Annotated in this window: 24 protein-coding genes and 1 riboswitch; of the genes, 7 read left to right on the top strand and 17 right to left on the bottom strand. The window is 48.7% G+C overall.

The annotated features are described in order from the left end of the window. Positions 1–279: 279 nt before the first annotated feature. Together ACXX82_RS16975 and ACXX82_RS16970 are read right to left on the bottom strand one after the other, a co-directional pair. Positions 280–1248 (bottom strand): TauD/TfdA dioxygenase family protein, encoded by a 969-nt coding sequence (locus ACXX82_RS16975; RefSeq protein ID WP_323506858.1) that lies wholly within the window; start codon positions 1246–1248, stop codon positions 280–282. A 322-nt stretch (positions 1249–1570) separates the two neighbouring features. Next, on the bottom strand, positions 1571–1891 hold the full coding sequence (locus ACXX82_RS16970) for a TauD/TfdA dioxygenase family protein (RefSeq protein WP_322236918.1): 321 nt from the start codon (positions 1889–1891) through the stop codon (positions 1571–1573). Positions 1892–2562: 671 nt separating this feature from the next. Here ACXX82_RS16970 and ACXX82_RS16965 point away from each other — a divergent pair. Then, positions 2563–3747 (top strand): T6SS phospholipase effector Tle1-like catalytic domain-containing protein, encoded by a 1185-nt coding sequence (locus ACXX82_RS16965; protein ID WP_458563305.1) that lies wholly within the window; start codon positions 2563–2565, stop codon positions 3745–3747. A gap of 266 nt (positions 3748–4013) precedes the next feature. On the opposite strand, the gene ACXX82_RS16960 is transcribed toward ACXX82_RS16965, so the two are convergent. Both ACXX82_RS16960 and ACXX82_RS16955 read right to left on the bottom strand, forming a co-directional pair. Then, a complete protein-coding gene (locus ACXX82_RS16960) occupies positions 4014–4457 on the bottom strand; it encodes a nucleoside deaminase (protein WP_458563304.1) in 444 nt (147 codons plus the stop codon). Between the two features lie 246 nt (positions 4458–4703). After that, a complete protein-coding gene (locus ACXX82_RS16955) occupies positions 4704–5333 on the bottom strand; it encodes a carboxymuconolactone decarboxylase family protein (protein WP_458563303.1) in 630 nt (209 codons plus the stop codon). Between the two features lie 451 nt (positions 5334–5784). Here ACXX82_RS16955 and ACXX82_RS16950 point away from each other — a divergent pair, with 451 nt between their 5' ends. Together ACXX82_RS16950 and ACXX82_RS16945 are read left to right on the top strand one after the other, a co-directional pair. Continuing rightward, positions 5785–6591 (top strand): hypothetical protein, encoded by an 807-nt coding sequence (locus tag ACXX82_RS16950; protein ID WP_322236909.1) that lies wholly within the window; start codon positions 5785–5787, stop codon positions 6589–6591. Positions 6592–6901: 310 nt separating this feature from the next. Next, positions 6902–8092: an acetyl-CoA C-acyltransferase family protein gene (locus ACXX82_RS16945; protein ID WP_458563302.1), complete on the top strand. Its 1191-nt coding sequence runs from the start codon at positions 6902–6904 to the stop codon at positions 8090–8092. A gap of 128 nt (positions 8093–8220) precedes the next feature. On the opposite strand, the gene ACXX82_RS16940 is transcribed toward ACXX82_RS16945, so the two are convergent. The 4 genes from ACXX82_RS16940 to ACXX82_RS16925 all read right to left on the bottom strand — a co-directional run bounded on the left by ACXX82_RS16940 (position 8221) and on the right by ACXX82_RS16925 (position 12176). Further along, on the bottom strand, positions 8221–9435 hold the full coding sequence (locus ACXX82_RS16940; RefSeq protein WP_458563301.1) for an ABC transporter substrate-binding protein: 1215 nt from the start codon (positions 9433–9435) through the stop codon (positions 8221–8223). A gap of 130 nt (positions 9436–9565) precedes the next feature. Beyond that, the gene (locus ACXX82_RS16935; RefSeq protein ID WP_323506854.1) at positions 9566–9721 is read right to left on the bottom strand and encodes a hypothetical protein; all 156 of its coding nucleotides are present in this window, start codon (positions 9719–9721) and stop codon (positions 9566–9568) included. A 12-nt stretch (positions 9722–9733) separates the two neighbouring features. After that, on the bottom strand, positions 9734–11446 hold the full coding sequence (locus tag ACXX82_RS16930; protein ID WP_322236903.1) for an acyl-CoA dehydrogenase family protein: 1713 nt from the start codon (positions 11444–11446) through the stop codon (positions 9734–9736). Positions 11447–11498: 52 nt separating this feature from the next. Continuing rightward, positions 11499–12176: a TetR/AcrR family transcriptional regulator gene (locus ACXX82_RS16925; protein ID WP_458563300.1), complete on the bottom strand. Its 678-nt coding sequence runs from the start codon at positions 12174–12176 to the stop codon at positions 11499–11501. A gap of 110 nt (positions 12177–12286) precedes the next feature. Between ACXX82_RS16925 and ACXX82_RS16920 the strand changes: the two genes are divergently transcribed. Next, entirely contained in the window at positions 12287–12967 is a 681-nt protein-coding gene (locus ACXX82_RS16920; protein ID WP_458563299.1) for a Pr6Pr family membrane protein, read from the top strand. 267 nt (positions 12968–13234) lie between these two features. Next, positions 13235–14020 carry an EAL domain-containing protein gene (locus tag ACXX82_RS16915; RefSeq protein ID WP_458563298.1) on the top strand — a complete coding sequence of 262 codons (786 nt, stop codon included), beginning with the start codon at positions 13235–13237 and terminating at the stop codon, positions 14018–14020. Between the two features lie 206 nt (positions 14021–14226). Here the strand turns inward: ACXX82_RS16915 and ACXX82_RS16910 are convergent, their stop codons facing one another. Further along, complete coding sequence (locus tag ACXX82_RS16910; RefSeq protein ID WP_322236895.1) at positions 14227–14457, bottom strand: hypothetical protein; 231 nt, start codon at positions 14455–14457, stop codon at positions 14227–14229. A 516-nt stretch (positions 14458–14973) separates the two neighbouring features. After that, positions 14974–15309 carry a hypothetical protein gene (locus tag ACXX82_RS16905; RefSeq protein WP_458563297.1) on the bottom strand — a complete coding sequence of 112 codons (336 nt, stop codon included), beginning with the start codon at positions 15307–15309 and terminating at the stop codon, positions 14974–14976. 549 nt (positions 15310–15858) lie between these two features. Between ACXX82_RS16905 and ACXX82_RS16900 the strand changes: the two genes are divergently transcribed. Together ACXX82_RS16900 and ltaE are read left to right on the top strand one after the other, a co-directional pair. Beyond that, on the top strand, positions 15859–16572 hold the full coding sequence (locus ACXX82_RS16900; protein ID WP_458563296.1) for a phosphatase PAP2 family protein: 714 nt from the start codon (positions 15859–15861) through the stop codon (positions 16570–16572). 254 nt (positions 16573–16826) lie between these two features. Next, positions 16827–17858 (top strand): low-specificity L-threonine aldolase, encoded by a 1032-nt coding sequence (gene ltaE / locus ACXX82_RS16895; RefSeq protein WP_322236889.1) that lies wholly within the window; start codon positions 16827–16829, stop codon positions 17856–17858. Between the two features lie 349 nt (positions 17859–18207). Here ltaE and ACXX82_RS16890 read toward each other — a convergent pair whose 3' ends face one another. From ACXX82_RS16890 to glyA, 7 genes are all read right to left on the bottom strand, one after another. After that, positions 18208–18846, bottom strand: a complete 639-nt coding sequence (locus ACXX82_RS16890; RefSeq protein ID WP_322236887.1) for a riboflavin synthase — start codon at positions 18844–18846, stop codon at positions 18208–18210. An 18-nt stretch (positions 18847–18864) separates the two neighbouring features. After that, positions 18865–19950 carry a bifunctional diaminohydroxyphosphoribosylaminopyrimidine deaminase/5-amino-6-(5-phosphoribosylamino)uracil reductase RibD gene (gene ribD / locus ACXX82_RS16885; protein ID WP_458563295.1) on the bottom strand — a complete coding sequence of 362 codons (1086 nt, stop codon included), beginning with the start codon at positions 19948–19950 and terminating at the stop codon, positions 18865–18867. A gap of 87 nt (positions 19951–20037) precedes the next feature. Next, positions 20038–20793 (bottom strand): PilW family protein, encoded by a 756-nt coding sequence (locus tag ACXX82_RS16880; protein WP_458564014.1) that lies wholly within the window; start codon positions 20791–20793, stop codon positions 20038–20040. A 3-nt stretch (positions 20794–20796) separates the two neighbouring features. Beyond that, positions 20797–21027 (bottom strand): PilW family protein, encoded by a 231-nt coding sequence (locus ACXX82_RS16875; RefSeq protein ID WP_458563294.1) that lies wholly within the window; start codon positions 21025–21027, stop codon positions 20797–20799. Next, entirely contained in the window at positions 21018–21527 is a 510-nt protein-coding gene (locus ACXX82_RS16870; RefSeq protein WP_458564013.1) for a GspH/FimT family pseudopilin, read from the bottom strand. Before ACXX82_RS16870 ends, ACXX82_RS16875 begins: the two co-directional genes overlap by 10 nt. A gap of 209 nt (positions 21528–21736) precedes the next feature. Then, positions 21737–22201 carry a transcriptional regulator NrdR gene (gene nrdR / locus ACXX82_RS16865; protein WP_322236879.1) on the bottom strand — a complete coding sequence of 155 codons (465 nt, stop codon included), beginning with the start codon at positions 22199–22201 and terminating at the stop codon, positions 21737–21739. A 321-nt stretch (positions 22202–22522) separates the two neighbouring features. Then, positions 22523–23767, bottom strand: coding sequence for a serine hydroxymethyltransferase (gene glyA, locus ACXX82_RS16860; RefSeq protein WP_322236877.1), 1245 nt, complete (start codon positions 23765–23767; stop codon positions 22523–22525). 97 nt (positions 23768–23864) lie between these two features. Then, a riboswitch (ZMP/ZTP riboswitch) is annotated at positions 23865–23978 on the bottom strand. Positions 23979–23994: the final 16 nt, after the last annotated feature.

Genomic DNA, 23994 nt, shown 5'->3' with positions numbered 1-23994 from the left:
CATCACATCATCACTAATACTTCTCTACAGACCGACTATTTGACGCTGATGACAGGCTCCATGGATATCCTTTCTCCATCATAGGTTCTAGTGATTCAGTGCAAGTAGGCACGTTGTAATGTCAGCTTGCATCGTCCTCTCATTTGCTGGCTGAACTTGCAGCCAGTCGGATTGACAGACTCAATATCCGCGCCCACTTAAAGCCTGAATAACATCCCATAACGGTGACTGATCCCCAGCAAGAATATGCATTCTTGCTGGGGACGCCTTTCCTCTAACTCAAAGACGCGGCAAGACTATGTGCGTATCCTCGTATTGGTTTTTTACCGCGACGAGGTTGGCGGCAGTAGCTAGCTCGGGACCACTGCGTGCTGCCACTACGCGTGCTAAGCTACGTCGTCCATCGACACTGATGGGCACGTCACCTGCGATGGACAAACGCCGGACGATAGGATGCTGATCACCGTAATCGTTGATGGTGTAGTGCTGCGTTGCGCGGTTGTCCCATATCGCCACATCACCGACAGCCCAGCGCCAGCGCATAGTATTTTCGAGACGAGTCACATGGCTTTGAAGTATGGACAAGAGACGTTCCGAATCGCCCGCAGTGAAATCCAGCAGTTTTTTCACAAACTGACCCAACACCAATGTCCGCTCTCCGGTTTCGGGATGCACGCGCACGATGGGATGTTCGGTTTCATAGATGATTGAAGTAAATACATCCCGATAATGACGCAAGCTTTCATCCGTTGGATCAAGTCGGGTAGCGGCATGGCCATAATCATTGGTGTGTAATGCCCATAATGTATCTGCAAGCTTGCGCAAGCCCTCGGGTAAATCGGTATAGGCCGTAGCGGTGTTGGCCCATACGGTGTCGCCCCCTACCGCTGGGATCGCAACCACACGCAAGACAGAGGCTTGCGGATAGGCCACGTCAAAGGTCACGTCGCTATGCCATGCATTCGCGCCGCCATTATAGTTGGAATCCAGTTCCATCAAAAAGTCGGCGTCGTCGCGCAACGGGGCGGCTGTAGGCGGGGCCAGCTCGCCCCAGCGGCGTGCAAAGCCTTCTTGCGCTTGGTCATCTATATGATATTGGTTGCGAAAAAATAATACTTTGTGTTTAAACAGCGCTTGCCGAAGTGACTCAAATGTATCGCCATGAATGACGCCCGATAGGTTAATACTACGTACTTCGGCACCAATACGAGCGGTTACAGGAAGGAGATCTAGATTGACTATGCTCATGGTAAGTGGTCCTCGATTTGCAATACTATGTTAACTGGCTAATTACCAAATCTCACACGCTTATAATGGGTACCAACAACCGCTCAACGCCGAAAGCAGACAGATCTTTACGCTGGCGAATAATTCGCTGCGTATGGTCAGCAGCATCTGCAATCGACTAAGTTTTTAAACACTTCGGATTATTCCTTGGCATTCCTTTATTTAAGTGGAGGGACGACACTGTTTATAGGCGTCGCTGCGAATATTTGCCCCTGTTTAAAAAAATATTGACCACGTCTTGTCGAGTATCGAATAACGTTTTCAGGTCGTAAAGAGGTAACTTTCAGGGCTTGGGCTGAAAGCAGGTTGCTCTGCGAGAGTTGGGACGAGAAGAGATATGTTGATGGGCGTCGACATGCCAGAAGACGGGACGTGCTGCCGTCAAATCGCCACACTGCGAGCTACATGCGACATGCTGCGTAAAGGTCAGAAATTGTGCGCGGAAAAATATCATCGCCCAACGAAGCAACGCCGCGCACATCTCGGCGACTTGCAGTCCCGGCAACGATCCCCTTATATTGATGCCGTCAATCTTGGCACCGATATGCGCTGATAACGAGGTTACCCAAAGCGATTTGGCTTGCGGTAATACGTATGCGTTCACAGAACACCCCTAAATGATGGAACGTCGACTCTCGGCTCAAATATATCTTGCGAAAGATGTAACGCACTCCAAAAATTATCTGATGGGTAGATTTTTTTAACTTTCATAAGTCGTAAAACACTGGCTGCAATGACACCCTGTTTTCGACGATTTTATTATAAGCAACATCTCATCCAAAAACAACGAAATATTTCTCACATTCAATATTTAAAATTTTTCATTTTATTTTTTATAAAACGAATAACATACGCTCGTTTTATTTCGGAAATTTTGCCAGCCTCGCGGTCCACACCACTGGCCTTTAAGACTCACCGTTCTTATTTCTCCGGTTAAATTGGCCCTAAAGGCGATCAACCATAGATTTTTTATGTAACCCCAATGTTACGTAATGATACTTACCTGTAAACACGAATATCTATAGATTAACTTTTGCCCCAACCTTCGAAATAGAAGGAGAAACACGCATGTTAAGAAATTTTCCTTTTAAAAAATGACGGCTTAGATCCGTTTGCAGAGACATTAGTTACGACCGTTTTTTAATTAAAATCATTAGTTTTTTCTTCTCCTCTTAATGGCACATTTAAAAGTTTTAGGTATGACGTTTCCGCTTCACTGATCGACAGATTTGGCATGTCCGGCTCATGCAATGAACACAAAGGAAAGTAAACAATATGGCTAAGAATATTATTTTATGCACAGATGGCACATGGAATGGTCCCGGCAAAGATGTTGATGGCGATCCTGTTCCCACGCTGCCTAGCAATGTTCTCAAGCTGTACCACTGGCTTTCTGGTCGAGATTCAATCGCGTCAACAAGTTATGCCGGTGAAGCCGAGCGCTCACTGTTCGATTCCGACGGTAACCTGCTCCAAATCTCGAAATACCTTGATGGTGTCGGGGATGATGCGAATGCGCTGGTGAAGTTATTAGGTGGTGTATTTGGGGCCGGGCTGGTCACTCGAATCGTACGTGGTTATACGTTCATCTCTCGCAACTATGTTCCTGGTGACCGAATTTTTCTGGTGGGGTTCAGTCGCGGCGCGTACACCGCACGCGCTTTGGCAGGACTGATTCTCAGCCAGGGATTGCTCGATGCACGTAAAATTAATCTCGATGATAAAGAGCAGGCGTATAAGCTCGGTTGTGCCTTGTGGAACCAAAAACAAAAGGATGACGATCGCATTAATAAAGTCGAATTTATTCATCGGCTTGAAAAGACAATATACGATTTACCTGGTTTTTTTTCATCACCGCCTCAAGCAAGCATGCTAATTGAGGATGTTGAGATTCAAGCCATTGGCGTATGGGACACGGTAGGGGCATTAGGTATTCCACAATACGAGAACGAAGATCAGCGGTTAGATGTTTTTCGCTTTGCGGAACTCGCTCTGAATGAGCGCGTTGAATATGGGTTCCATGCAATATCACTGGACGAACAACGGACCGACTTTACTCCGACGTTATGGGATGTGCGAACAAATCTTACCCAATGGTTGTCGCCAGGGGCGCATGCCGATGTAGGCGGTAGCTATCCGACTGGTATTGAAAGTGGATTGTCTGATCGCGCCTTATTCGCAATGCAAAAGTATCTTGCCGAGCTTCCCGGAGGGAATGCTGCGCTGTTCGGGGCGCCTCCACACGATGCCAACCCTGACGTTTTGGGAGATGCGCACCAACCCTGGATCAGCTCTCCCTATAAGGAAATGCCTGCTGAGCGTAGGCAGTCAAGATTATTCAATACCGAGCAAGGACTTTTAAAAGATACTTATATTGATCAGAGAAAGGCGGGAAGAGCAGTAAAAGCAGATCCTTCAAAATCACCCGAAAAATATACGCCAGAAAATATTCCAATGTGATGACAGCACTATCGCGGCTTTTCATTTATTTCAACTTAAGTGTAGAAACTGCGAGTGCGTCGATGACAACCAAGCTAAGTCAATTGGCTTAGCTTGGTTTTAATGGGACAAACTTCCTAAAACGATCTGGCTGCAACGAATACGATAGTTGGGGCGATACTGATGACGTTTTGGTGTTTGCTCTCTCTCTTCAATTCAATATATTTCAGCGCGGTTGAGACACCGAAGGTGTCATGAATCAGGGCATCATTTGATGAGCGTAGAATTTAATCTTCCCCAATGTCCTCATCCCAAAGCGCTGGTTGGGCTTGGATAAAATCCCGCATGAGGGTGACGCATTCGTCGTTATCTACTATTTCCAAGGTCACGCCACGCGACCGCATGTAGGCTTCCGGTCCCTGGAAAGTCTGGTTCTCTCCAATGACAATTTTTGGAATTTTGTATAGCAGCGCCGCGCCGCTGCACATGTCGCAACAAGATAGCGTGGAATACATGACCGCCCGTTGATAATCGCTGGCTTTAAGTCGACCCGCGTTTTCGAGGCAATCCATTTCAGCATGCAAAATAGCGCTGCCGTTTTGCACGCGCCGATTGTGCCCTCTTCCCACGATTTTATCGTCAATCACCAGCACCGAACCAATAGGAATACCACCTTCAGCGAGTCCTTTTTTCGCTTCTTCGATGGCTGCTTGCATGAATTTTTCTGTCAACTGAACCTCCTGATTGATGCGCTAATGGCGTAGCGAAATGGAACTGCCGCCGAGGAACGTGAAAACCAAGTTAACGCCATGTAGTAAGCGACCTGACGCTAAATACTCTGCGGCACCGTTAGATACCTTGTTACACCAGCTTAACACTGGCTTGACTGCGGCTTGACACAGAGTGTAATGCATTGCAATCACCGGTTCATTTACAAAACGATGGCAGTGAATCGAGGATGACGTCAAGCACAGAAATTACTCTGGAAAGCGGCTCAGTCTTTTTCCATTTGCGGGCATTTGATATTGCGCCACATTGAGTTGCATCGCCAATAAAGTGTAATAGGCATTGATACCGGTAAGGTCGACTATCCCTTTGCTGCCAAATCGTTTTTCGGCCCGATTGTAGGTGGTATCTGATACACGTTTGTTTTTGTGCAGCTCGGTCGAAAAATTGTAGACGATTTCCTCGTCGTCGGTCATGCCGGTTGGACGGCGCCCATCAGCGATGGCATCAGCGACTTCTGGTTTGATACCGGCTTTTAACGCAATCGGATGATGTACATACCATTCATAATCCTGGCCCCACTCCCGTGCAGTGATCAAAATGACGAATTCGCTCAGTGTGTTGCCAAGGGCCGAGTTATACCGCAAATAATCCCCCATCGCCCGCGCCTGACTCATGACTTGCGGGCTATACATCAACGGCTCAAAGGGGCCAAAAACCGGGACCTTGCGGGAAGCAAGAAATGCGTCCGCGGCTTGCTTTTGCTCGTCGGTGTATTTCTCCGGTGAAATTGTCGGAAGTCGGCTAGCCGCTTGTGCGGTAATGTTGCATGAGATTGCCATCGTAATCGCGATCATGGTTGACTTGGTGATTGCCTTCATTTTGTCCCTTGTTGGTTATTTGGTTTTTGTAGCGAGATAGTACGTTCTTTTTGGTTTTGTTGGAGCGACTAAACCAAGCCGTCTGTTGCGGCCTTCCGAAAGGCAACAAACCCTTCGAACCGACCGTATACCAAATTCGACGCAACACAATAATAATTCCGTCTGCAAACAAAATGTCAGAAAATATAGTAATTGATAGTATTGCTGACACCCTTTTGTTGGCACGATAAGCTTTCATAACAGAGTTGCCGCGTCGAATAGATACAGCAGCACGGAATCAGGTAGATCTTCACGAATACCAATAATTCAATCTTTAATCATTACTCTCCCGCACAAAAACTAAACCGCTCGACCCAAGTCGCAGTAGCGAAATTAAACCTCTGAACGCCAAAAAAATATGGAGACTGCGCTCATCTCAAGCAACATCAGTAAAGAAGCTCACCGGGTTCACATGAAAACTGATCCCATCTTTTCTCTCGAACATTTGAATGCCGCACTTTTACCGCCTGATGCCGAACTGAGCCTTCAGAGAAATAACGTATTTTTACCAAGCGACGTACAGTCAGCTCTCAACCTTGTATTAGCCAGTAAAGCATTCTTCAAAGCGAAGAGAACGAGTCGCCTGCTAGGCTTTTTGGTGGAAAAATCCTTATCCGGTGAAGTCCGGGAAACCAGTGAATATGCTATCGGGATTGGCGTATTTGATCGTGATCCGGCTACCTATCGCACTGATCATGATCCCATCGTGCGCGTTCAAATCGGTCGGTTACGAGAAAAACTGAAAGCGCATTACGCGGCCGAGGGAGTGCACACGGATCTGATGTTCGTTATCCCGCTTGGTAGTTATATGCCATTGATCCACAAACATTCAATCCCAGACGCTATTTTTCAGTCAGACTCCTTGCTGACCGTGGTACCAATGCTGCACCTTTCCGACAGTACCCAAGGTGCTGCTTTCACCTCTGGATTTACCGAGGAACTGACGTTCCAATTATTTAAAATATTTGGCACAAGAATCATGTCGCATACGTTTCTCGACACCACTGCGCCGATGTCGCCGAAAATTCACTATCGGCTGGAAGGAAGTATTCGATTTCAAGACGGTTTTATACGTGCCGCGTTAAGACTAATAGATACTCCGGGTTGCATTGCTTGGTCTGAGCAGTTTGATCGTTGTGGACCGCTCTTGATTGCCGTACAAGAGGAACTTGCGTTGGAGATTTGCCATGCTTTAAAGCGCCACTTCCTGAAAGATTGAGAGCACCGGTAACAATACCGGGCATGCAAAAAAGTGCTACTCTCCGGTATACTCATGTTTAAGTCGTTGCTATCAGCGTGGCAAACGATCATTTAAGAGGTTGCTTGAGGTCTCATTTTTGCCATTACCGTGATCAAACCAAGAACAAAAACATGACTTATTAGCACCCCGCATTGACATAACCTCACTGCACTTGATGTAAAATCAGGTGCATACCAAAAGCAAAAAGCGTAGACAGATAACTATCAACCAGCGTTCTTTACCGGCGCGGTTTGACTTCATTAACACTTCATTCCGGAGACTAATCATTATGGCTAACACAAGAGAAGTAGTAATCGTCGGCGCAGCGCGTACAGCAATCGGTACTTACGGCGGTTCGTTGAAGGATCTTGCACCAAGTGAACTAGGCGCCATTGCCGTCAAGGAAGCTTTTGCCCGCGCCAAAGTTGATCCAGCCCACGCAGGTCAAATCGTGTTCGGTCACGTGATCCATACTGAAACCCGTGACATGTACGTATCGCGCGTGGTGGGTATCAACGCCGGAATGAGCAAGGAATCTACTGCGTTGACACTTAACCGTCTATGCGGCTCTGGACTTCAGGCGATTGTTTCGGCGGCAAACGCGATTCAACTCAATGAGACCGATATCGCTGTTGGTGGTGGCGTTGAAAATATGAGCCGGGCGATGTATTCAACCCAAGCGGCGCGTTTTGGCGCACGTATGGGTGACATCAAAATGGTCGATATGATGGTTGGTGCTTTATCCGATCCTTTTGGCGGCGGTCACATGGGTATCACTGCTGAAAACGTGGCAGAGAAATATAGCATCTCGCGTGAAGAGCAAGATGCGTTCGCTGTTGAAAGCCAAAAGCGTGCGACGGCGGCGATTGCAGCCGGTCACTTTGCTTCGCAAATCGTGCCGGTTGAGCTGAAAACACGCAAGGGTGTTGTTCTGTTTGACACGGATGAATATCCAAAAGCCGACACCACGATCGAATCATTGGCTAAACTGAAGCCAGCGTTCAAAAAAGACGGTGGTACTGTCACAGCCGGTAATTCGTCCGGCATTAACGATGGCGCAGCTGCTTGTGTGCTCATGGAAGCGGGTGCGGCTGAGCGTGCTGGCCTGACACCACTCGCCCGTTTGGTGTCTTACGCCGTAGCCGGTGTTGATCCATCGATCATGGGAACCGGCCCGATCCCAGCCGTTCAATTAGCGTTGAAACGTGCCGGTCTTAACTTGAACGACATGCATGTCATTGAGTCGAACGAAGCTTTTGCTGCGCAATCTTTAGGCGTCTGCAAAGGTCTCGGTCTGGACCCGGCAATTACCAACGTCAATGGCGGCGCCATTGCACTTGGTCATCCGCTGGGCGCAAGCGGTGCAATCATCACGATCAAATGTTTGTATGAATTGATCCGCACGAACAAACGCTATGGTTTGATCACAATGTGTATCGGTGGCGGTCAAGGTATTGCGGCGATCATTGAACGCATTTAAGTAACGCTTGACGGTTGGGCACTTCCATTTAGAAGTCCCCGATCCATTGCAAGCATCGGCAATCAACTGATGTACAGTTGGTTGCCGATGCGAACGGTTTCTCCATCATCTCGGCGATAACACCGATATCATTTTTTCAGCAGCGGGCAGCTCGATTGTGACAAAGGGCGGAATGCCTCGTTACCCGGAACGACTCCCACCACGTTGTAATAGTCCCAAGGCGTCTTCGACTCGGCAGGTTTTTTGACTTGCAGCAGTAACATGTCGTGCACCACGCGACCATCTTCTCGCAACGTTCCCTTTGGTATCACCACGTCAGCGATGGGCAACTCATGCATTTTTTTCAGTACGGCGGTGGTTTCATCCGTGCCTGCGGCTTTCACTGATTTTAAGTAATGCATGACCGCTGAGTACATACCGGCTTGCGCCATGGTTGGCATGCGTTTTTGAACGTCGAAGAAGCGTTTGGACCAGGCACGGCTGTCCTTGTTGTAATCCCAGTAGAAGCCTTCCGTGAGATACATGCCCTGCGCGATATTGAGGCCCATCGCATGCACGTCGCTGATAAACATCAGCAAAGGGGCGACGATCTGGCCCTTGGCAGCAATACCAAATTCAGTCGCTTGTTTGACTGAGTTGACGGTGTCGCCACCGGCATTCGCCAAGCCGACCACTTTTGCTTTAGAGCTTTGCGCCTGCAGCAGGAAAGAGGAGAAGTCACGGGAATTGAGTGGATGCCTGACAGAACCCAGCACTTTGCCGCCACCAGCGATCACAACGTCCGACACGTCTTTTTCCAGCGACTTGCCAAAGGCGTAATCAGCAGTTAAAAAGAACCAGCTATCGGCACCGCGTTTGACCAATGCTTTGCCGGTCCCAACTGAGCTGGAATAGGTGTCATACATCCAATGTATGCCAGTCGACGTACATTTTTCATTGGTAATAGTGCTTGATGCCGAGCCAACCACGATCGCAATTTTGTTCTTTTTCTGTGCCACGTCCAGGACGGCTAACGCCACATTAGTCGGCACTAAATCCATCAAAACATCGACGTTTTGCTCATCGATCCATTCGCGTGCTTTGAGTGCAGCGACGTCGGCCTTGTTTTGACTATCCGCACTAATGAGTTCGATAGGCTTGCCTAGAACAGTGCCACCAAAGTCAGCAATCGCCATTTTGGCAGCAACGATTGAACCCTGACCCGACAGGTCTGAATACAGGCCAGAAAGATCGGTCAGTACACCGATCTTGACGACGTTATTGCTGATCTGGGCGAAGGCGGATGTGATGCTTGCGCCCAGCAGAACAGCCGCTAGTGTAAGTTTTTTTATTGTCGTCTTCATGCTTTTTGTCTCCCAAAAAAAGCATTTCGAGTTCAACGTTGTGAGATAAGCCGCTAGTACCAATTGCTCAGGAATAACGCAGGTTAAGTATGAATAGGTTTTCCAACCCAGCCTGACCCGCATTGGTTTATCAGCCCTTACCATTGATGCCAACACCAACCAACACTACGCTCAAATCGAAGTGCCCGGCCGCCATCTGTTCTGTTGTCAGATGTTCAGCCCGATTAAATGATTGCTCCTCCGGCGGTTGAAAGCCCGAAAAACAGACGCCACCAACGAATACCAAAACCGCTCTACTTTAAATAGGTATCACCCGCGCTCTGCGGACGATCCGATGTGCTTGCGCAATATCGGACCCCATTCCCATAGTCCCAAACATACTTCCCCAACTGCCGCTCAAACCCGAGAGCCGACTCGATATAAAGGTATCCGAAGTATCCTGGGTTGAATGATGAATCAACTCAGCACCTTGTAAAGCCCTTGCCATCGCCTCGGTCGCGGGGCGAGCCAGATACTCGTTCTCGCATGCGGCATCCATCAATTGCGCAGTTTGATCAATGTACACGTCAAAACGTCGATCCGCACCTTTTGCCTTGGATATTTCTGCAACAAAGGCATCTCTGGTCGTCCGGTCCTTGATCATCGCTCGCCGCACGTCCATGCACATCATATTGCCCGTACCTTCCCAGACGCTATTGAGAGGTGCTTCGCGATATAGTCGCGCCATGGGGCTTTCTTCAATAAATCCATTTCCTCCATGACATTGCAATGCTTCATACGCAATTGCGGGGGCGCGCGAGCAATTGAAATATTTTGCCATCGGTGTCGCAATCCGGGCAAATGCACGTTCATGCTCGTCGTCATCGAGATGATCTGTGGCACGGGCCACGCGCAACGCCATCAGGGTGGCTGACTCTACTTCGATCGCCATGTCTGCCAGTACATTAGCCATCATTGGCTGTTCGGCAAGCGGTAGCTTGAAACCACGTCGAGTCGTTGTGTGGTTGAGCGCAAGATTGAGGGATTGACGCATGAGCCCAGCGGAACCCACCGCAAAATCAAGTCTGGTCAAATGCGCATGGGACAGAATCTCACGTATGCCGTGGCCTTCTTGCCCCACCAGAATCGCCAGCGATCCCGCATATTCGATTTCGCTCGATGCATTGGAGCGGTTTCCACACTTGTCTTTCAGGCGCTGGATGAAGAATCGGTTGAAACTGCCATCCGGCAAGGTACGCGGGAGAAAAAAGCAGGTCACGCTACCGCTCACTTTTGCGAGCGTAAAGAAGCCATCTGCCACCGGGACGGAGCAAAACCATTTGTGTCCAGTCAGCGAATACCAACTGGCTTGCCCGCCATGATAGGCCTCGGTATGCGAAAAGACGGCGGTGGTTTGCGTCTCTCGCAGATCGGAGCCGCCCTGTTTTTCGGTCATAGCGTAGCCTAAGACGACGCTGGATTTCTGGCTCACTTCTTTGCGACCGAAATCGTATTGATTGCCCGTTGCTTTTTCGGCCCAGAGCTTCAAGGCCGGTTCTGCCACCAATCCTGCGTAGGCGGCATACGCCATGCCCGTGGGACAGCCTGTCCCTTGCTCGACCTGATTCCACAAAAACGACAACACCGCGCGGGCAAAATGACCGTGAGGTTCTTTAACGGTCCATGCGAGTGAATGGACCTCGTGATGCCAGGCTAACGTCATCAGTTGGTGCCAGGCTGGATGGAACTCAACCCAGTCGATACGATTGCCGAATCGATCATGTGTGCGTAATTCGGGCGAATATTTATTGGCGAGGCGTGCTGCTTCCTGCACCGCGGCATCACCGGCGACGGCGCCAAGTTCTGTGCAACGTGCAGCCGCCCACGGCGCGTCTCGGGCAATTGCGGCTGACACTACGGCGTCGCCTAGAAAAGCGTTAAACCCTTCTAATGGCGCGGCCTGATTGCGTACCTCATGCGTTGCATAGCGATCGGTGAGGCTCGCCAGTTGATCATGAATCGGGGCATTCATCGCATCTTCTCCTTTGGTGTAATGATTTTTATTGTGTAGACATGGGGCGAATTTATATGTGTGTCGTCGGATGGGCTGTGCAAACGGACGCGCAGCAAATAACGGCGATTTCGTCGGCCAAACCCGCAGCGACCGGGGATTCTGTGTCAAGGTGGGGCGACAAAGGTGATAGCGGACCGACCAGTGCCTCCATAAAGCCGCCTACGATAATGGCGGCAGCGACGTTTGCTCTCAAGCCGCTGCGAAATTCGCCACTGCGCTGGCCCTCCTCTATGATCCCGACAATTTCTTGCCCGATGGCAAAGCGCCATACCAAACGGGCCTCGTCAATTTCACGATCACAGGGTTCGGCAATCAGTGCAAATGCCAGGCGGCGATTACGCATGGCGCGCTTTACAAACGTGCGCACGGCACACTGCAAACGCTCGGTTGGACTGCCATCTCCATTGATGATCTCAGCAATCACAGCCACCTCACGCTGACTAACAATGGCGAGCACTTCTGCGAATAATTCGGCTTTAGATGAAAAGTAGCGGTATACAGTGCCAGTGGCCAATCCGGCGGCGGCGGCCACGCTGGCGACTTGACCCTCTTGCCAGCCGCCCTCGCTCACCAGACGACGGGCAGCAGCCAGAATGCGCGCACGATTTTGGGCAAGATGGGTTTCCACCTGTTCACTACGTCGATAAACCATGGGAAATGTCGCATTAATTACAATGAAATGAATCATAGTTCATTTCTTAAAAAGTCACAATCGATAGCAAATACGCCTATGATGTCCATCGTCAGCGTCTTATCCCGTGCCACAATCGATCAATTAATATTCCTCAAGGAAACGGAATGACACGTCATCAATGGAACGTACGCTATTCGGTAGTGGGGGCTTTAGTCAGTTGGATCGGAATAGGCCTTGAATTTTTTATAACGCTCGGGCGGATATTGTCACAGGGCCGCCACTTTCAAGACGCGCTCATTTTGTTTTTTAGCTTCTTCACGATTCTCACCAATATTCTCGTGGCATGTGCCTTCACCGCGGTTGCGTTGGTACACGGTAAACGTACAGATGGCATTAAAAAATCGAGAGTGTGGAATTTTCTGGCACGCCCCTTTATTCTTGGCGGTATCGCACCCAGCATTGCGCTGGTGGGGATCGTCTATAACCTGGTATTGCGACAGCTTTGGCACCCAACCGGATGGGCACGCGTCGCTGACGAATTACTTCACGTCGTTGTGCCGATTGGTTTCGTTATCTATTGGTGCTTGTATGTAGCCAAGACGGGACTCCGGTGGAGGGACGCACTGACGTGGGCGATCTATCCGATCTTATACCTTGTTTATGCATTGGTTCACGGAGCGCTATCAGGAGTTTATGACTATCCATTTATAGATGTCACTACACTCGGATATGGTGCTGTACTGATAAATAGCCTCGGTATACTCATTGGATTCTTAGTTATGGCGCTCATATTTATCGCCTTTGACAGGCGCAAGGCTGCGACGGTCTCCAATAGTAGTGCATAGTAAATAATGTCATTAGGCTCTTCTGCTAGATGCTTCTGATTCCCTCGGTAAATTTGGACCAGAATAAGCCTTGGTATCCCCGCCGTCGCTATGACCTTCGATGGCGAGTGAAGCCAGCCAATATTAATAAAGCAGGTTTGTATTGATTTAACAACATCGAACAGAAGGCAACCTCCCCATTTGCGTTACGAAAAATGACATGACAAAAATTGTGATACAACTAAAGAGTAACGCTCGTTATTTAATACTTAATAAGAAAAACGCCAAATGTCACCTATTCGTGTCACCCAGTCAAACGCGTCAGCAGCGAGCGGTAAATGCGTGGAATGCAAAGATTTAAAGGAATTAGACTTCGATTTTGTGTTTGCTTATCAGCCCATCGTCAATCTCGACACACGATCGATTTACGCACATGAAGCGTTGGTTCGAGGGCCGAACGGGGAATCTGCCTTCTCTATACTCTCGCAAGTCACGGAGGCCAACCGCTATCGGTTTGATCAGGCTTGCAGAGTCAAGGCAATCCGCGGGGCTTCAGAGCTTGGGATGAATGAATTGCTCTCGATTAATTTTTTGCCCAACGCCGTCTACCGCCCTGAAGCGTGCATCAGGAGCACTTTCGAGGCAGCGCAACGATATCATTTTCCAATTGAACAAATTATCTTCGAAGTGACTGAGGGTGAGCAAATACATGATCGTGCTCATCTGGTGAATATCTTCCGAGAGTACCGCCGTTTTGGCTTTCGCACCGCTATTGACGACTTTGGCGCGGGCTATGCTGGGCTAGGTTTATTGGCTCAATATCAGCCGGATATTATAAAAATCGATATGGCGCTGGTACGTGATATTGATACCAGCAAGCCAAAACAGGCTATCGTCAATGGTATTGTTTCAATCTGTGCTGCGTTAGATGTACGCGTTTTAGCAGAAGGTATTGAAACTATCGCTGAGCGCGACTATCTGCATAATGCGGGGATCGATTTGATGCAAGGCTATCTTTTTTGCAAGCCCGCATTTCAGGCAATCGGAATTGTCGATCCAACATCCTGGTTATAAATTACAGCCATACGTCCAATAATTGGGGTTCGCTACAGACACTACATCACTTGCTTAAGTATAAAGAAGGCAGCAATTTTGCGGCACTGCTGAACTCTTAAAGAGCTTACGCAAACTCTCCCCGCAAAGCTTATCCGGGAGTTTCGGGCAGCGTAAGTGGTTGGGAGAGCGCAACGCCGATAGGTCGGTTTTGCGTGAGAATCATACTATTGATCGGGTGATCCGGCTCTAATCACTGTAATCCTGTCAATAAAAAATTCGCCATCAATACATTTTCTATGCGGTACGCCGGTAACTACAAACCCGTGATTACATTCCTCCGCCCATAGTTTGGCGACGGTATCGAATTCTTCAGGTTCGAGGCCTAGCATAGCGCCGGAAATAACAAATTTAGCGCCTTCTTTTTGCTTTTTTACAATATCGTCAATTTTCGCCATACGGTTTCCATCATCTTATTATCTGTGACGCATCATAACGCGACTTGGATGCACGTTGAGGTCGAAAACGCACAAAGCAAGACGATGCGGCTAAGAGGCATCTCATGTTGCTAAATGCGATTGCTCGAAACGGGCTATCAACACGTCCGATCAATAGCTTCGAGACATGATAAGCAACCATCGCCGAAATAGCAGTATCTGAAGATGGCCTGGCTGGACGCCCGCCGTACACTCCATTATCAGATTGCTTCTATACAGGCGTTTGTAATAATCGCGACAGATAAACAGCTCGCGCTTACCAAGCCGCAACAAGATTGAGTAAGGCGTGGACTCTACGCCAAATCGGGAGCCCGAAGTGATAGATGTATTGTTCATTTTATTAGCACCGACGCGTTACAGGAGCTAATACCTTACCACAACTACTGTATATACATACAGCAACATGGATCGTAGTTGTATTTTTGCGAAAATTAAAATAGCCGGAATTTGTGCAATTTCGGCTATATTTTTTTCAAATTAACGATCATATTCTCTGCGCCATTCGTGTTCGCGCCACTCCCGTTCACGCCATCCGTAGCCATGGCGATAATAGCCGGGGTTCCGATAATAAGGACGGGGATACGACTCAACGTATACTGGCGGCGGTTGAACATACACAGGGCGCGGCGCGTAATAAACAGGTGGCGGTGGCGCGTAATATACAGGCGGTGGCGGCGGATAATATTCTGGGCCAGGCACACCTACATTGACCGACCAATCGACTTGTGTTCGCGCGATCGCCGGTGTTGCGGACCAAAGCAAACTAGCAGTAGCTAGTAAGCTAATTGCTGCAATGCGTAAGGCTTTTTTCATGATTATTCCAAATGAATTAAATGAGGTAAGGCACAACCTCATTTAACCTAAAAATTCGCCATCCTTCCATGCTGAAGTCGTAAGGCATGTAACAAACTGTATCGTAGCGTTGTACCCTTTAGCTGACGCATCAAGTGACAGACTATTTTGAAAACGATAGCGGCATCGAAGTTCCAGGCGCTTGTGCCAAGGCGGGCTAAATAAACCCCTGGTAGCCATCAGAACGACATGAAGAATTCACAATCGTATTCAATTCATTAACATGAATGCATACAGTAATAAAATGTGACCCCGTTCCGCAAGTGCCGCATCTCACTTAAGGCGAGACCAAAATAGAATGTGAAGAGCTATCCTGATTTTCATCAGGATAGCTCACTTTTCTTGTGCTATTCGATGCACAAAATAGCGTAGTAATCGTCACATCAATTACAGTCATTACTAAGCTGTAGGCTGCAGATACTGACCAAAAATCCAAGAAAAACAGGAAAACGTTCAAGTTAAAAAGGGGCCAGATAGCAAAACAATCTGATCATAGATGGAGTGGATATCATGTGGAATAATTATGTGAATCTTGCTGTGATGCATTGGCTGGGCCAATTCACATCAATGTCGGCGCCTTTCAATCAAATTATTCACTTTATTGCCGGCTCAAATCTATTCAAAGGCGTTCCTATCATGGGGATGCTTTGGTACTTTTGGTTCAGGGATAGCGACTCAACATCCAACACACGTCAAAGTATTATCGCGAGTCTGCTCGGCTGCGTCGTGGCCGTTTTCATTGCCAGAATTGCCAACAATATCGGGCCATTTCAACCGCGCCCCTTCGCCAATTTGGCACTCGCCTATCCTGAACATATCGGGTTACCGGCAGCGGACAGTCAGGCTTTATATATATGGAGCTCCTTCCCTAGCGATCATGCCACTTTGTTTTTTGGTCTCGCCACTGGCATTTTCCTCATTTCGAGGTTGACCGGTTTTATGCTTTATCTATATGTTTTTATCTTTATTGCCCTGCCACGTATTTATCTCGGTTTGCATTACCCTACTGATATTTTGGCTGGTGGACTTTTAGGATTCGGATGTGTGGTGTTGAGCAACCGTGCAAGCGTGATAAAACTATATGGGCCGCGCTGCAGTCTGGTGTTAAATCGTTATCCTGCCGCCTTTCAGGCAACCCTGTTCATCATTACAGTTGAAATAGGTACGCTGTTCGGCGATTTTCGTATGCTCCTTGAAGGAATCGTCAAATACTTTCCACGTTAAGAATGGCGCCTCCTTGATTATTCCGTTGCCAAAAGTATTATTTTTTTTCAATCTTGTTCCAGCTAAAGAGAAAATTCTTTTTGTGAATGCGATGAGATTGCGGGATTTATTTGCTGTTATCCGAGCCAAGCTAGCTAAAATTTAGCTGCAAAAAGCCAAAGCCCTTGTCGGCGTTGACGTGAAAAATTCTGCTTTTGCGTATTGATTTGCGGTGATCGGAGTGTCAAGATATGGACTCTTTTCAAGGAGATCCGATGAGCACCGTAATCCGACATGATTTCAGAAGCGATACTGTCACTCGGCCCAGCCCTTCAATGCGCGCTGTTATGGCCGCTGCAGAAGTCGGTGATGACGTATTTGGTGACGATCCGACAGTCAATCGACTTGAAAGCGCTACCGCAGAGATGCTAGACAAAGAAGCTGCGTTGTTTCTACCATCAGGTACGCAAGCCAACCTCATCGCGCTGATGTCCCACTGCGAGCGCGGAGATGAGTATATCGTCGGTCAGAAAGCACATTGCTACCGTTGGGAAGCAGGTGGTGCGGCGGTGTTGGGAAGTATTCAACCTCAACCCTTGAACAATCAGTCAGACGGTACGATGCTCCTTGCGGAAATTGAAGAGGCGATCAAGCCGGACGATTCGCACTTCGCACGGACGCGACTTCTTGCTCTGGAAAACACCACCGGCGGGAAGGTTTTGCCCGTGGCCTACGTCAATGCTGCCACGGCCTTGGCGCGACGTCATGGGCTTGCTTGTCATCTGGACGGAGCACGTTTGTTTAATGCAGCTGTAATGCTGCGCGTTTCTGTAGCATCACTAGCAACGCCGTTCGACTCCATCTCGGTCTGCCTGTCAAAAGGACTGGGCGCGCCGATCGGTTCTGTGCTGGTAGGTTCTGCTCCGTTTATTGCCAAGGCGCGACGATTGAGGAAGATGCTTGGCGGTGGAATGCGGCAGGCGGGCATTATCGCGGCGGCGGGCTTGTATGCTCTGGAACACAACGTGGAGCGGTTAATCGAGGATCACGCCAACGCTACACTTCTTGCCACCGGTCTATCAAGTTTCTCGGGACTGACGGTAGCCATGCCGGATACCAATATGGTCTTCGTCAATGTCGCTGCGGATATTGCAGTGCCGTTTTCGACCCATTTGGCCTTGCACGGCATCGGCGTGACATCGGCATACACCGCGACCCAGCAACGCTGGGTTACCCATTTGGACGCGTCCAAAGAAGCGGTCGAGGCCGCACTATCGGTAACACGAGATTTTTTCTTGAAACGATAAAGCTTTAATGAGATTGCTGATTGACGGAAAAAACCGCGACAGGATTAGAGCGAAATTCACGTTTTCCACGCATCATATCGGCACCAATCTTATTTGAATTGTCGACAATGTGATCCACCTCCACGTATTGTGAATCTTATACATTAGCGGGGGTATCGATCTTGGGTTTCGTGCAGTAAGTATTTAGACAAACTACATTTATTCAACCCACAACACTCAAAGAAATGGAGTGGATCATAAATGTAGTAGTGGACCTCATGTCGATGAAGTATTGCAAGTGAACCGTGGAAAATTTCAGCTTTACATTTCAGCCTTAAATCACCTTCAATTCCGCAACTTCAATTCAGCTTCAATTCGGTGCTGGGTTATGCGTCGAATTGGATACGGACAACATTCGCTCGACATATCGGGCAATCAGATCAACCTCCAGATTAACCCGTTTACCGACCGCCAAATGTCGTAATGTCGTGACTTGAATTGTGTGCGGAATCAGGTTAATCGAAAACAGACACGCGTCCGCTGTATCTTCAATTCGATTGACCGTGAGCGATACACCGTTGACCACGATCGAGCCCTTGTAAGCGAAGTATTTCGCGAGATCACGCGAGGCTTGTATAACCAGTTCCCACGATTCGCCGACTGGCTCAAACTTCGTCACCAAACCCAGTCCATCGACGTGACCGGACACTAAATGTCCTCCCAAACGTTCTGCCAATGTTAATGCTTTCTCCAGATTAACCTCGCCCACAGCATCCAGACCAACGGTGCAATTGAGACTTTCTCGCGAGACATCAACGCTGAAAGTGGTGGCGGATTTTCCTGTCACGGTCATGCAGGCACCGTTCAGTGAAATCGAATCGCCAAGTGCGACATCGCCCATCGGCAAATCTGCTGCATCAATGTCCAGCCGAACGCCGTCTTCCGGGCCGTCGCCCTGTGTGTGTACTGAAGTAATTTTGCCGACTGCTGCGACGATGCCTGTAAACATAAGTGGAGGAATAAAAAGTTAAGTGAATCTGGCAAGGATACGCAAATCCTCGCCTATTTGCTTGATCTCGTGAAATTTCAACAAAAATTTATCCTGCAAGTTATCTAGACCAGGAAGATCAAACATACCCCGTGCATCCCCCAAAATCGTCGGTGCAAGGTAAACAAGTAGTTCGTCGACGCATCCTTCCCTGATTAATGACGCATTTAACTTAGCACCCGCTTCGACGTGTATTTCATTAATTTGGCGTTTGCCCAGCGCCAAAATGACTTGTGGCAAGTCGACTTTGCCTTGCGCGTTGGGGATTACAACGACTTCTGCCCCTCTTTCTTGAAGAAGTGCTTCCTTTTCGGTATTGCCGACGGCGGAGAAAATTAATGTCGGCTCACCGCTTAAAATGCGCGCTTTCGGGTCAATACCCAGTTTGCTGTCGATGATGACACGCAATGGTTGCCGTACCACCGAAATGGCCCGTACGGTCAGTTGCGGATCATCTTGCTTTACCGTCCCGATTCCGGTCAAAATTACACCAGCGCGGGCGCGCCAGAGATGCCCGTCGTCACGTGCTTGAGAAGAGGTAATCCACTGACTTTGTCCATTATAGAGCGCCGTTCTACCGTCCAGACTCGCGGCGACCTTGAGTCTGACCCATGGCTTCCCACTCTGCATACGAGAGAAAAAACCAATGTTCAGCTCCCGTGCCTGTTCTGCCAGAACGTCAGTTTCTACGACAATTCCTGCAGCCCTGAGTCGTTCAAAACCCTTACCGGCAACCAAAGGATTAGGATCGGCCATTGCTGCCACCACTTTTGCCAGGCCAGCGCTCACCAATGCGTCCGCGCAAGGCGGTGTGCGCCCGAAGTGACTACAAGGTTCAAGAGTCACATAAGCGGTTGCACCCTGCACATCATGCCCTTTGGAACGCGCATCGTTAAGCGCTTCAACTTCAGCATGATTGCCGCCAGGCGATTGTGTATGCCCTTCGCCAATAATCAAACCATCTTTGACGATGACACAACCGATGGCTGGATTTGGCGCACTGGTGAACAATCCCTGTTCTGCCAGTCGCAATGCGTGGGCCATAAATACATCAGCGTGCGTCATATAGTGAACCTGTTGAAAGTAATAAGAAGTAGCAAGTTGTTATTAAGCAGCAGATAAGTTATGAGCCGCATAAGCCGCTTCATTGCGCTAACTTGGCCAAGTTGGCTCAGACTGCGTAGTAGCCGCATTATTACGTAGTGTAACAATACTCGTCATAACAGTCCGCAATTTACCGTCCGTCGCCATCTGCTCCACGCCATCGCAATCAACGTAACGCTGCGGCGTGCTGGCATTGCGCTCACTGGCATGTAATTGCAAACACAATTTGACGCGGACCACCCTTTTCCAATTTTGATGCTGGTCTGGCGATAATCCATCAACTTGTGTCGCGGTCAAAAACTGTTTCACAGAAAATCCATCAATCGCCGCCACACCAAAAACAAGCCGCATATTCTCTACGTTATTAAGTATGGGCTGCGCAATACTACGGCCATTGCCGCTATTACCTTGGCAATACAAGGATGTCGTTTTTCGACCTGACGGCGTGGCAACAAAAAATCTATTGCTGGCTATCGCCACAGCCTTACTAGCGCTGTAGCCGGGGTGACTCTCAGGCAAAGCAACTACACCAGCCTGAGAACCGTTGCAATCAGCGCCTGCACCATTATCAAAATCAAACGTATCTGCCACGCGATAGGCGACTTCAAATGCAGCCGCTCCCTCATCACTGCTGTTGCAAACAAATCCGTGCGACAACGGTTTAGTAAACCCAGAGTCACAGCCTCGCAAGCCCTGTCCGGGTTTACCGTTTAGGCCAACAAAATCTGTTTTATCGACTTCAGCAGCGTTGACACTAGCAGACGTCAAATGCCCAAAACCGGCTTGCCGCAAGTTTAACTCCATCAATTACATGGCATAGCGACCATCTTGCTGCAACCGAAGCTGGTTTTGATTCATCCGGTAACTCGTCTTACTACCAAAATACAAACTGCCTACCGCTGCGATTAATCCAACGCTAATCATCATCGTCACCATCAATTCAACAATGGTGACGCCGCCTTCACGCGCCTTGCAAACCTTACGATATAAATCGGGGGCGCGCGCCAGTCTTTGTCGCCTGAAAAATATTATCCGCATTCTGAGGTGCCTACCAGTACGTTCATGCGACCACTTCGGCTCAAACAAATAACCCGCTCAAATTTACCCTCGTGACGCAATACCAGCTTGGTAAAACTCGCTCCGGGACGCCCCAAACCGTCGTACTTGATCACTTTATTCTGACCGATGACGCTGGTATTGCGGTGTAATGCGGCATGTCGGAGCAAGGCCACCTTTTCACCTGGTACCATCACAATCCAACCGCTACCCCAATCGTCATCGGGACGTCCCTCGCTGGCGCTGGAGATGCATAATACCGGTTTCGATTCAGCATGAACACTACGACAAATCACCACTGAACGGCCGCGCTTGATGGCCTCCGTGCGTGCCAGCGTTGCTGCGGCAACAAATTGATTCACGTATATGCTCATCCGCGTTTCGATAATAAAAGCACGCATCGATGGCGCACCAATGGCGAGCAATATGATCACGACTAGCATCGCGATCATTATCTCAATCAGGGTAAAACCATAACGCAATGTGAATGCTGGAAAGGACAATGGAACAGAAACAACGGCAGAATGCGGTATCAAAGACAGCCTCGCATCGAATGAAGGAGGAGCGAATACTATCGTCTTTTATTACAACTGAACCACTTTCGACGAGGAAAATGGACCAACTTAAGCCTAGGATTAATCGCGGACTTAATCCTGCGCCGGGCAGAGTGCAGAACTTAGGAAGTTGAGTGCTATTTTTTTCGGGTCGGCCCTGAAAATTCTTCGATCATATTTTGAAATTCTGCCACGTCCTCAAAGCTTTTATACACTGACGCAAAGCGAATATACGCAATTTTATCAAGTTGCTTCAGCTCATGCATGACCAGTTCTCCCACACGACCGGTGATGACTTCACGCTCACCGCTGGCAAGCAATTTTTCTTTTATTTTTTGCAATGCCTCATCCACCGATTCTGCAGAGACTGGGCGCTTACGTAGCGCGAGCATCAAACTTGCACGCAATTTTTCAGGATCAAATTCGGTACGACTGCCATTTTTTTTGACGATCACCGGCATCACCAACTCAATCCGTTCGTGAGTCGTAAATCGCTTATCGCATTTAGTACAACGGCGACGACGACGGATGGCATCCCCTTCTTCTGAAACACGCGTGTCCAGAACCTGGGTTTCTTCATGGTGGCAGAATGGACATTTCATGATGGCAGCAATCTAAATAACGGTTGATCGACGCTCTGTTGGCTAGCACATTATTTTTCTTTTGCTATCGCCATATTATAGGGGCCCATTTTAGTTAAAAACCAGAATGGACCCGGACTTAATGCTTACGCTTAGGACTGATGATGCTTAATGCCTAGACCTGATCCTGGTATCGAGTATCGGTATAAATGCTGATAGTGAATGCCGAGAACGGAGGCGCAAATAAAATCGCCTTAACCGCCGCTAATACCGTTCAAGTATTAGCGGGGTCAAAAAAATAATCTATTGCATACCGGCAAACAAATACATCAAACTAAAGGATCAGCCATACACAGGAAATGCGTCAGTCAATTTCTTGACTTCAACTTTAACGCGCTCAATCGTCGCCGCATCGTGCGGGTTATCCAGCACATCGGCGATCAAATGTCCGATCTTGGTCGCTTCCGCCTCCTTAAATCCGCGCGTTGTCAGCGCTGGACTACCGACACGAATACCGGAAGTGACGAATGGTTTTTCCGGATCATTTGGAATAGCATTTTTATTACAAGTCATGTGCGCGGAGCCGAGAATGGCTTCCGCTTCTTTACCTGTAATATTTTTAGCGCGCAAATCAACCAGCATGACGTGCGACTCGGTACGACCGGAAACAATGCGCAAACCACGAGAAATCAACGCTTTAGCCAATGCATCGGCGTTCTTCACGACTTGTTGTTGATAGGTTTTGAATTCTGGTGTCAGCGCTTCCTTAAAGGCAACAGCTTTTCCCGCAATCACGTGCATCAGCGGACCGCCCTGGATACCAGGGAAAATCGCCGAGTTGATGATCTTTTCGTATTCCGCTTTCATCAAAATAATACCGCCGCGTGGTCCACGTAAAGACTTGTGCGTTGTCGAGGTAACGAAGTCAGCGTAAGGCACCGGGTTCGGATACTCGCCCGCCGCGATCAAGCCAGCGTAATGCGCCATGTCGACCATAAAATAAGCACCAACCGCTTTAGCGACTTTGGAAATTCGCTCAAAATCGATTCGCAACGCATAGGCGGAAGCACCGGCGATGATCAGCTTTGGTTTACTTTCGTGTGCGAGGCGCTCCAGCGCCTCGTAATCGATTTCTTCTTTTTCATTGAGACCGTACGAAACCACATTAAACCATTTGCCAGACATGTTTAACGCCATGCCGTGTGTCAAGTGACCGCCTTCAGCCAGTGACATGCCCATGATTGTGTCGCCGGGTTTCAATACTGCAAAGAAAACGCCCTGATTTGCTTGCGAGCCCGAATTGGGCTGCACGTTAGCTGCTTCTGCCCCGAACAGCGCTTTTACGCGATCAATGGCCAGTTGCTCAACCACGTCGACAAATTCACAGCCGCCGTAGTAGCGCTTGCCCGGATAACCTTCGGCGTACTTATTAGTGAGTTGTGTCCCTTGCGCTTCCATTACTGCTGGCGAACAATAGTTTTCCGACGCGATCAGTTCGATATGTTCTTGCTGACGATGATTTTCATTCTGAATGGCGGTCCACAATTCTGGATCGACGTTAGAGATGGTATGGTTTTTTTCAAACATGATGATTCCAATCGATAGAGGTTAACCTTTTCAGGTTCTGCATCGAATGAGGGCCAAAAAGAAGGGGGAATGCGGCAGCCTCAGTCGTACGTTCCATTCGGGCTGCCCAGGCGCACGGCGGTAAAATCTCACGCTTCCCGATGGTTGCCCATCTTTCCCGGAGTCGAAGCAGATTGCATCGGTCCGGTTTTCGCCAGTTACGTGAGACGAAATGGTAGACGTATTGT

This window comes from Glaciimonas sp. GNP009 (genome assembly GCF_054343755.1).
This window is presented reverse-complemented; position numbering and strand designations above follow the sequence as displayed.

Coding starts and splice junctions, on each gene's coding strand:
- ACXX82_RS16975 (WP_323506858.1), bottom strand. CDS start 1,248: ATGAGCATAGTCAATCTAGATCTCCTTCCTGTAACCGCTCGTATTGGT.
- ACXX82_RS16965 (WP_458563305.1), top strand. CDS start 2,563: ATGGCTAAGAATATTATTTTATGCACAGATGGCACATGGAATGGTCCC.
- ACXX82_RS16955 (WP_458563303.1), bottom strand. CDS start 5,333: ATGAAGGCAATCACCAAGTCAACCATGATCGCGATTACGATGGCAATC.
- ACXX82_RS16950 (WP_322236909.1), top strand. CDS start 5,785: ATGAAAACTGATCCCATCTTTTCTCTCGAACATTTGAATGCCGCACTT.
- ACXX82_RS16945 (WP_458563302.1), top strand. CDS start 6,902: ATGGCTAACACAAGAGAAGTAGTAATCGTCGGCGCAGCGCGTACAGCA.
- ACXX82_RS16940 (WP_458563301.1), bottom strand. CDS start 9,435: ATGAAGACGACAATAAAAAAACTTACACTAGCGGCTGTTCTGCTGGGC.
- ACXX82_RS16930 (WP_322236903.1), bottom strand. CDS start 11,446: ATGAATGCCCCGATTCATGATCAACTGGCGAGCCTCACCGATCGCTAT.
- ACXX82_RS16925 (WP_458563300.1), bottom strand. CDS start 12,176: ATGATTCATTTCATTGTAATTAATGCGACATTTCCCATGGTTTATCGA.
- ACXX82_RS16920 (WP_458563299.1), top strand. CDS start 12,287: ATGACACGTCATCAATGGAACGTACGCTATTCGGTAGTGGGGGCTTTA.
- ACXX82_RS16915 (WP_458563298.1), top strand. CDS start 13,235: ATGTCACCTATTCGTGTCACCCAGTCAAACGCGTCAGCAGCGAGCGGT.
- ACXX82_RS16910 (WP_322236895.1), bottom strand. CDS start 14,457: ATGGCGAAAATTGACGATATTGTAAAAAAGCAAAAAGAAGGCGCTAAA.
- ACXX82_RS16905 (WP_458563297.1), bottom strand. CDS start 15,309: ATGAAAAAAGCCTTACGCATTGCAGCAATTAGCTTACTAGCTACTGCT.
- ACXX82_RS16900 (WP_458563296.1), top strand. CDS start 15,859: ATGTGGAATAATTATGTGAATCTTGCTGTGATGCATTGGCTGGGCCAA.
- ltaE (WP_322236889.1), top strand. CDS start 16,827: ATGAGCACCGTAATCCGACATGATTTCAGAAGCGATACTGTCACTCGG.
- ACXX82_RS16890 (WP_322236887.1), bottom strand. CDS start 18,846: ATGTTTACAGGCATCGTCGCAGCAGTCGGCAAAATTACTTCAGTACAC.
- ribD (WP_458563295.1), bottom strand. CDS start 19,950: ATGACGCACGCTGATGTATTTATGGCCCACGCATTGCGACTGGCAGAA.
- ACXX82_RS16880 (WP_458564014.1), bottom strand. CDS start 20,793: ATGGAGTTAAACTTGCGGCAAGCCGGTTTTGGGCATTTGACGTCTGCT.
- ACXX82_RS16875 (WP_458563294.1), bottom strand. CDS start 21,027: ATGCGGATAATATTTTTCAGGCGACAAAGACTGGCGCGCGCCCCCGAT.
- nrdR (WP_322236879.1), bottom strand. CDS start 22,201: ATGAAATGTCCATTCTGCCACCATGAAGAAACCCAGGTTCTGGACACG.
- glyA (WP_322236877.1), bottom strand. CDS start 23,767: ATGTTTGAAAAAAACCATACCATCTCTAACGTCGATCCAGAATTGTGG.